9 protein-coding genes are annotated in these 7,533 nt (G+C 57.2%); 5 read left to right on the forward strand and 4 right to left on the reverse strand.

What is annotated here, in order from left to right:
• Positions 1-199 precede the first annotated feature (199 nt).
• Complete coding sequence (locus tag QMX91_RS26880; RefSeq protein ID WP_027613882.1) at positions 200-985, forward strand: sulfite exporter TauE/SafE family protein; 786 nt, start codon at positions 200-202, stop codon at positions 983-985.
• 80 nt (positions 986-1,065) lie between these two features.
• Here QMX91_RS26880 and QMX91_RS26885 read toward each other — a convergent pair whose 3' ends face one another.
• The gene (locus tag QMX91_RS26885) at positions 1,066-1,539 is read right to left on the reverse strand and encodes a GNAT family N-acetyltransferase (RefSeq protein ID WP_223007290.1); all 474 of its coding nucleotides are present in this window, start codon (positions 1,537-1,539) and stop codon (positions 1,066-1,068) included.
• 209 nt (positions 1,540-1,748) lie between these two features.
• Between QMX91_RS26885 and QMX91_RS26890 the strand changes: the two genes are divergently transcribed.
• Positions 1,749-2,321 (forward strand): DUF4174 domain-containing protein, encoded by a 573-nt coding sequence (locus tag QMX91_RS26890; protein ID WP_027613884.1) that lies wholly within the window; start codon positions 1,749-1,751, stop codon positions 2,319-2,321.
• Positions 2,322-2,408: 87 nt separating this feature from the next.
• Here the strand turns inward: QMX91_RS26890 and QMX91_RS26895 are convergent, their stop codons facing one another.
• Both QMX91_RS26895 and QMX91_RS26900 read right to left on the reverse strand, forming a co-directional pair.
• Complete coding sequence (locus QMX91_RS26895; RefSeq protein ID WP_282413634.1) at positions 2,409-3,029, reverse strand: retron system putative HNH endonuclease; 621 nt, start codon at positions 3,027-3,029, stop codon at positions 2,409-2,411.
• Positions 3,022-4,389 (reverse strand): AAA family ATPase, encoded by a 1,368-nt coding sequence (locus tag QMX91_RS26900; protein ID WP_247842076.1) that lies wholly within the window; start codon positions 4,387-4,389, stop codon positions 3,022-3,024. Before QMX91_RS26900 ends, QMX91_RS26895 begins: the two co-directional genes overlap by 8 nt.
• A gap of 119 nt (positions 4,390-4,508) precedes the next feature.
• Here QMX91_RS26900 and QMX91_RS26905 point away from each other — a divergent pair, with 119 nt between their 5' ends.
• Positions 4,509-4,835 (forward strand): hypothetical protein, encoded by a 327-nt coding sequence (locus QMX91_RS26905; protein ID WP_247842075.1) that lies wholly within the window; start codon positions 4,509-4,511, stop codon positions 4,833-4,835.
• Positions 4,836-4,876: 41 nt separating this feature from the next.
• Entirely contained in the window at positions 4,877-5,185 is a 309-nt protein-coding gene (locus tag QMX91_RS26910; protein ID WP_282413635.1) for a hypothetical protein, read from the forward strand.
• A 62-nt stretch (positions 5,186-5,247) separates the two neighbouring features.
• Here the strand turns inward: QMX91_RS26910 and ampC are convergent, their stop codons facing one another.
• A complete protein-coding gene (gene ampC / locus QMX91_RS26915; protein ID WP_282413636.1) occupies positions 5,248-6,414 on the reverse strand; it encodes a class C beta-lactamase in 1,167 nt (388 codons plus the stop codon).
• Positions 6,415-6,574: 160 nt separating this feature from the next.
• Here ampC and QMX91_RS26920 point away from each other — a divergent pair, with 160 nt between their 5' ends.
• The gene (locus QMX91_RS26920; protein WP_098968074.1) at positions 6,575-7,447 is read left to right on the forward strand and encodes a LysR family transcriptional regulator; all 873 of its coding nucleotides are present in this window, start codon (positions 6,575-6,577) and stop codon (positions 7,445-7,447) included.
• Positions 7,448-7,533: the final 86 nt, after the last annotated feature.

Raw genomic sequence — 7,533 nt, forward strand, 5'->3', positions numbered from 1 at the left:
GAGCCTGCTCGCGATAGCGTTTTATCAGACACGATTGATTTGTCTGCGGAGGCGCTATCGCGAGCAGGCTCACTCCTACAGTAGAGATGATGTGGATTTGAACAAAGGCATAACGATAGACCGCATCGATATATGTGGTTATATGAAAAATCGCTATGCTGAGGGCCAGATTTTTCCTGTCGTTTTTCTGGACGTCTTAATGGAATTGGCAAATTTCGGCCTGGTGATTGCCGGGCTGGTGGTGGGTTTTATTGTCGGCATGACCGGTGTCGGCGGCGGTTCGTTGATGACGCCGATCCTGCTGTGGTTCGGCATCAACCCGGCAACAGCGGTGGGCACCGACCTGTTGTACGCGGCCATTACCAAATCCAGTGGCGTGCTGGTGCACAAGAAGAACAACAACATCGACTGGGCGATCACTGGCTGGCTGACTCTCGGCAGCGTGCCGGCAGTCGCCATGACCCTGTGGTTTCTCAGCACCCTGCACACCGCGCCCGAGGCGATGAACGCGATCATCAAACAGGCCTTGGGCTTCGTGCTGTTCGCCACGGCGCTGGCGATTCTGTTCAAGAAGCGCCTGCTCGAATTCGCCCACAAACGCGCGGGCGGCAATTACAACCCGAGCGGCACGCGCCTGAATGTGATGACAGTGATCACCGGGCTGATCCTCGGCACCATGGTCGCCCTGACCTCGATCGGCGCCGGCGCCCTCGGCACGGTCGCGTTGTTCATCCTCTATCCGCTGCTGCCGACCCGGCGTCTGGTCGGCACCGAAATCGCCCACGCCGTGCCGCTGACCCTGGTTGCCGGTCTGGGCCACGCGAGCATGGGCAACATGGACTGGGGCGTGCTGGGCTTTCTGCTGATGGGTTCGTTGCCAGGCATCTGGCTCGGCAGCCACCTGACCGGGCGCATTTCCGATGAATTGCTGCGCCCGTGCCTGGCGACCATGCTGCTGCTGATTGGCTACAAACTGGCGTTCTGATGTAGGAGCTGCCGCAGGCTGCGATCTTTTGATCTTCGTTTTTACAATCAAGATCAAAAGATCGCAGCCTGCGGCAGCTCCTACGCTGCGGTATGAAGGATGTTGAATTTCATGACGGTCACCGGCAAATCCTCGTAGATCAGATCCTCGACCACCTCCCAACCCAACCCCGCATACAGCGATTGCGCAGCGTCGGTGTACAGATACAACTCAGTCACTCCCAGCGTCGCCGCCTCGGCGACGATCCTGTTGACCAGTTGCGAAGCAATTCCGCGTCCGCGTTCTTCGGCTTTCACGTAGACGCCCGCCAGCCACGGCGTCAGTTGCGGGCGGATCTTCATGTCGCTGTCGATCAGCAGCGCGCCACCGAGCAATCTGTCGTCTTCAATGGCCACCACCACGCTGGGAACCGCACCCTTGCCGCAGGCCGCGCGCATCCGCTCGGTGCGGGCTTCAAGGGTATCGCCGTCACGGAATTCGCCCCATTCCTTGAAATTGAGTTCGGCGAGTTCCTCAATCAAATGCGGGTGATCGCACAGGTAGTCGATGTGCATGGGTTGAACTCCATTTCGTGGGCAGAATGACCACCCTAATGCGCTCACAAAAGGTAATCAAATCCGCGTCACGATTACGCCGATGCAGTTGCGCAATGACGCGGCTGACCTAAGCTTCTGACAAGGCGAAACATATTTGCCGGGCACGACCCCGGAACAATCGCCGCGATGCGCAATCATTAGAGCGTGGATATCAAAAGGAGATGCGCATGCTCATCAGGTCACTGACCCTGACACTCTTGCTGGCGATTGCCGGCCCCTTGTTCGCCGCTGACAATGACTCGCCCATAGCCGGGGATATGGGACGGGCCCGACCGTTGATTGTAATCGCACAAAGCACCGTCGACCCGGTGTGGGTGGGGCTGAAAAAGTCGCTGGAAGATCCGGCGAACAAGAAGGGCGTCGCCGACCGCAACATCAAGGTCTACACCATCCTCAATATGGCCGGACAACTTGATGGCAAGGATCTCGGCCAGCAAGACACCATGGCTTTGCTGCGGTCGCTGAAACTCGGTGCCGGCGCGTATCCTAAAGTGTTCCTGCTGGGCAAGGACGGCGAGACCAAACTGTCGGCCTCGGGCGATGAAGCGAAATCGGTGGACCTGAAGAAAATCTTCGACACGGTTGACGCGCTGCCGGCCAGCGAAAAGGAAATCAGCGCACCGACGGTCGCTGAAACCAAGGCCACCGCCGCCGAACCGGCAGCAAAGAAAGGCGAGAAGGGCGCCAAGGCGAGTAAACCGGCGAAACCGAGCAAGCCACCGGAAATGCCGGATGATTGATTGAGGCAGGCTCTGAATAAAAAATGGCGAACGTCTTAAACGATCGCCATTTTTTTGTCCGCGGGAATGGCCACGATACTTTGAACATCAGGGCAGGAGCTGACGGATGACATTGACCAGAATCGGAGAAAAAGCCGCAAGCTGGCCATTCTTGGGAGTCAGCATGTCATCAAGGAGAATGCCCAGAAGCTCTTCATCTTCAAGGTCATCGGGTTGCATGCCTCCTGTAAAGATCAACTGATCAACCAGTTGTTTCCGTGCCCCTATGAGTCCGCGATTGCTTTCTTCGGTATGACCGAGATTCAAAATTTCCAGAGCCGAATTTGCGCGTTCAGTTTTGCCGGTCACTCTGCCGGACAGATAAAACTTCAATTCCGACTCGCATTCCTCCATCAAGGGCGTCAGATCTAGTGGGCGCGTGCCTCGATGATGTCCACATTGATTCTGGCGCTGACAACTGGCGACGATGTTGGTGAACTCCAAGGTGCGATTGGGAGCTTTATCCTGGGCCTCAACGTGCTCGTTATGTGAGTTGTCGCCTGCAATGGACTGGCAGCAATAGGCGCAAAGGCTGAACTGTTCCGTTATACAGGCCGTGCGCACGCTCACGCGTTCTTCGCCGGGCAGGTCCCGGTAACGTAATGTTGTGTTGGCGCGTTTCCATCTGATGAGTTGTTCCGGCTCGGTTCCCTTGGTGATCTTACGCACGGCGCAACTCCAGTTTGCGCAGCAACAGCGCAGCTTTCGCCAGTTCGATATGACCGTCCGGAAGTTCTTCTGCCAGTTCGGCGAATAGTTTTTGTGCGGTTTCCAGATCACCGTCCTGCAAGCGTTCGAGCAGTGCGTTCAAGCGTTTTTGAACGTCGCTGTTACGGATGTCGGTGTCCATGACTTCCAGCAAAACCTGATTGGCATCAAGTCCGTACAGGCCGTTGTGTTCGTGGAGTTCACCGTCATTGAGTACGTAAACCAGCACATCCTTGGCGTCGCTGATGACCAGTGGCGAGTGGGTGGTCAGTACGAACTGACAGTTGGGGAAGGTTTCGCTCAGTTGGCGGATCAGACTGCGTTGCCATTTCGGGTGCAGGTGCAGATCCACTTCGTCGATCAGCACGATGCCGTCCCCGTGGAGCGGGTTGTCCAGCGACTGGTTCATCATTGCCAGGCGGCGGGCGATATCACCGACCAGCGCCATCATCGACTTCTCGCCTTGCGAGAGTTGGGCGACGTTGAGGGTGACGCCGTCCTTGTCGATAGCCATGTGCAGGCGCGGCTTACGTTGCACGCGCAGGTTGGTGAAGCCGGGCATGAAAGCGGCGATGGCGGAGCGGACGGCGGTTAGCTGACGGTCGCGGGAAGAGGCTTTCAGGTTGGACAGGGTTTTCCAAACATCACTTTCATAGCCGAACTTTATGGAGATTTCGGCCAGTGCAGTGTCGGAAATGCCGGTCTCGTTTTCGCTGTCTTCGCGTTCGCGGAACCACTCGAAGAAGCGGCGGAAGTCTACGCCTCGGTTGAGCGAGTTGTCGTAACCGTCGAGTTGGTCGAAGGTGTGTTTGGTTTTGATTTTTAAAGGGATTTCGAGAACGGAACGTTCGACCGGGTAGTAGGCTATTAATGGAAGCGAAGCTTTGTCATCGGTCGTTAGCAGAGTTCGATAGTGGTCTGCAAGTTGACTCGCTTGCACTAGTTCGCTATGGAGTGCGGTCTTTCGCCCTTGCCTGCCGCGTGCAATACCCCATCCGAACAAATGTCTTTTCGATTGCACTTCGGAAAGGTCGGAGCTGCGAAGTAGATAGTCGGCAGCGACCGTTGAGATGTAAGCGTCGGTAGCGCTGTTCTGAATGTCTCCTTCAGAGATATGGTTGCCATTGCCTTTCTCGGTACGAATCCTTGCGACCAGCCAGCTTAGGGCAGTGGCAAGCGATTTCAAAAGGGTGGTCTTTCCTGCACCGTTGTTCCCCACTAGAACTGTCACGTTCGATGTGTGCTTACCTGTGGGTGCTAGCAGAATGCTCAGATCTTTGAACCGACCTACATTCCTGAGACTGAGACCTCTGATTTCCATTAAATCGCCCTTTGACGGTCAGCGGGGTTAAATATCGTATTCATTATGTCATCGCTAGCTACGGATTGATTCGATGCAGTTTAGATACATCCACTCCGGTCGGTCATCCATGTGAATAGTTGCCGCATATTCCTATCAAAGTGGCCTGCGTAAGGGCCTTCAACCCTGTCGGAAATTTCCTTCAAAGCGCGGCGGCGTTGGTGAACTGGTGGCTTGGGTTGAACGCCGATAACCTCTTCGGGCCGCTGCAAAATCAGCGGCCGGATGTGGAAGTCCGGTTTGCAGACTCATTCACCAAGCCCCGTTATGCGCATGGCGACATCTTTTATGTCAACATCGCTAACTTATGGTGGCTGTATGCGGGAGCGCTTTCGAGTGCGCCGGGTTCGGGTGATTGGCTCGGTCTTCCACACCTGCGTGCAGCTGCCACCTTCATGTGGAAGTGAGATGAGTAGCGTTTTCAGCAATCCCCATTGGAGTTTTATCCATGAAGAAAACGGATGTCGAATCACCTGAAGTTTCCACCGACTCAACCAAACCCCGCTATATCCCCATCACCGGCATCGACTGCCCGATCCCCTTTCTCCTGATCGACCGCGAAGCCCCGGTAGATGTACTCCACGGCACCGCCGCCTACCGCTTGCGCAGCGTGACGCAGTTGTTGGAAACCCTCTCGCTCGGCGACGGCATCGGCCACGATGCCTTGTTGCTGCAGGATTTCGCCCGGGTGCTGGCAATCCCTCTGCGCGACAGCTGCGACCTGATGGATGTATTGGGCTGGAAGCTACAGGCGTAGTTTTCAATCCCCTCAAATAAAAATGGGCGACCTTCACAGGTCGCCCATTTTTCATGGTCCGATTACCGGGTGAGCTCACCCAGAATCTTGTGCGCAATCTTCACCCGCTCCGCATTCGGGTAGTTCCGGTTCGCCAGAATCACGATCCCGACTTTCTTCGACGGCACGAACGCGACGTAGGCGCCGTAGCCTGCAGTGGAACCGGTCTTGTTCAGCAACACGTTCGCCGGCTCAGGTTGTGGCGGATTCAGCCATTTGACCTTGTGCGCTTCCATGGCCATCGACGTCGAGTTGCCGTCCAGCAAGCGGTCGAGGCTGATCGGGTAGGTGTAGCGTTCCCAGCCCAGGCCCTGAGTCATGTCGCCGACGGTGTAGTAGCCGGTGTGGGTGAGGGCGATGGCTTTTTGCACGGGTGATTCGAGTTTGGCGGTGTCGAGGTTGGCCTGGACATATTGCAGCAGATCCGCGGCGCTGGTTTTTACGCCGTAGGCTTCGGAGTCGAGGGCGCCGGGGCTGACTCGAATCGGTTTGTTGTTCTTGTCATAGCCTTGGGCGTAGAGCTTTTGTTCAGACGCCGGCACCGACAGGAAGGTGTGCTTGAGCCCGAGTTTCGGCAGCAGGGTTTGAGTCATGACCTGATTGAACGGTTGGCCAAGGCTTTTCGCCGCCAGATAGCCGAACAGGCCGATGCTCGGGTTGGAATACAGGCGATGGCTGCCGGCCGGAAAAGTCGGTTTCCACTGTTGGTAATAGCCGAGCATCTTGTCGGAAGAATCCGCAGCATCCGGGAATTGCAATGGCAGGCCGCCGGCGCTGTAAGTGCCCAGTTGCAGCAGGCTGATGTGGTCAAAAGCGCTGCCTTTCAGCTCGGGCCAGTGCTGGCTGGCCTTGTCGGAGAATTCCAGTTTGCCGCTGGCCTGGGCGTAGGCGGCGAGGGTTGCGGTGAAGGTTTTGCTCACCGAGCCGATTTCGAACAGGGTGTTTTCACTCACCGGTTGCCCGGTGCTTTTGTCGGCGACACCGTAGTTAAAGTAGTGCACCTTGCCCTCGACGGTCACGGCCACGGCCAGCCCCGCGATGTTCTGTTGCTGCATGACCGGGGTCACGGTGGTCTTGACCAGCGCCTGCAACTGATCGTCGGTTTGCTGGGCAGCCATGCACGCGGTGGCGCCGAAAAGCAGGCCGAAAGCGCTGCAGGAAATGAATTTGCTCGGGGTGATGAAGGACATGAGTGAACCACTCTCCATGAGTGTTGAGGGTGATATCCCGCTACACTGCGGGAGATTTTGTTGTTGGGCAGCTGATCAGCGCCGACAATTTAGGCAGTCTGGCACTCGTCGACAAACGATGATATTTCGGATGAGCCATTAGAAAAATTTGGGACTGGGCATGATTCGACCTCAATTGCCGCTCAATGCACTGCGCGCGTTCGAAGCTTCGGCGCGTCATCTGAGCTTTACCCGTGCCGCCGTGGAGTTATGCGTGACTCAGGCGGCGGTGAGCCATCAGGTGAAAAGCCTCGAAGCGCAACTCAACGTCACCCTGTTCAAACGCCTGCCCCGCGGGCTGATGCTGACCAGTGAAGGCGAGACCCTGTTGCCGGTTTTGACCACGTCGTTCGATCATATCGCGCAGATGCTCGAGCGGCTGGCCGGCGGTCAGTATCGGGAAATGTTGACCGTGGGTGCCGTCGGAACCTTTGCGGTCGGTTGGCTGCTGCCACGGCTGGCAGACTTCCAGGCGAAACATCCGCTCATAGATTTGCGGCTGTCGACTCACAACAACCGGGTGGACGTCGCGGCTGAGGGGCTGGATTACGCGATTCGTTTTGGTGCCGGAGCGTGGCATGGCATCGAGGCAACGCGTCTGCTCGACGCTCCGCTATCGGTACTGTGCGTACCGGAAATTGCCCGGCAGCTGCACACCCCGGGCGATCTGCTGCAACAACGCTTGCTGCGTTCCTATCGCACCGATGAGTGGCCGGAGTGGTTTCACGCCGCAGGCCTGGCCACCCACGCGGCGCCGCCGCAAAGCATTGTCTTCGATTCGTCGCTGGCGATGATGGAGGCCGCGCTTCAGGGCAGCGGGGTGGCGTTGGCACCGCCGCTGATGTTCGCCCGGCAACTGGCGGCGGACGTGATTCGTCAGCCGTTTGCGATTGAAATCACCACCGGCAGTTATTGGTTGACGCGCTTGCAGTCACGGCCGGAGACGGCGGCGATGACGGCGTTCAAGCAGTGGCTGGTACAAAACTCTGCCTGACACAAGTCCCCTCCTGTGGGAGCGGGCTTGCTCGCGAAGGCGGCGTGTCAGTCAACTCAAATATTGACTGATGCACCGCCTTCGCG

This window comes from Pseudomonas sp. PS01299 (assembly GCF_029960145.1).
Lineage (GTDB): Bacteria > Pseudomonadota > Gammaproteobacteria > Pseudomonadales > Pseudomonadaceae > Aquipseudomonas > Aquipseudomonas putida_A.

Excerpts from the sequence above, each read along its gene's own strand:
- QMX91_RS26910 (WP_282413635.1), top strand. The coding sequence starts at position 4,877 with ATGAAGAAAACGGATGTCGAATCACCTGAAGTTTCCACCGACTCAACC.
- QMX91_RS26900 (WP_247842076.1), bottom strand. The coding sequence starts at position 4,389 with ATGGAAATCAGAGGTCTCAGTCTCAGGAATGTAGGTCGGTTCAAAGAT.
- QMX91_RS26880 (WP_027613882.1), top strand. The coding sequence starts at position 200 with ATGGAATTGGCAAATTTCGGCCTGGTGATTGCCGGGCTGGTGGTGGGT.
- QMX91_RS26890 (WP_027613884.1), top strand. The coding sequence starts at position 1,749 with ATGCTCATCAGGTCACTGACCCTGACACTCTTGCTGGCGATTGCCGGC.
- QMX91_RS26920 (WP_098968074.1), top strand. The coding sequence starts at position 6,575 with ATGATTCGACCTCAATTGCCGCTCAATGCACTGCGCGCGTTCGAAGCT.
- QMX91_RS26885 (WP_223007290.1), bottom strand. The coding sequence starts at position 1,539 with ATGCACATCGACTACCTGTGCGATCACCCGCATTTGATTGAGGAACTC.
- ampC (WP_282413636.1), bottom strand. The coding sequence starts at position 6,414 with ATGTCCTTCATCACCCCGAGCAAATTCATTTCCTGCAGCGCTTTCGGC.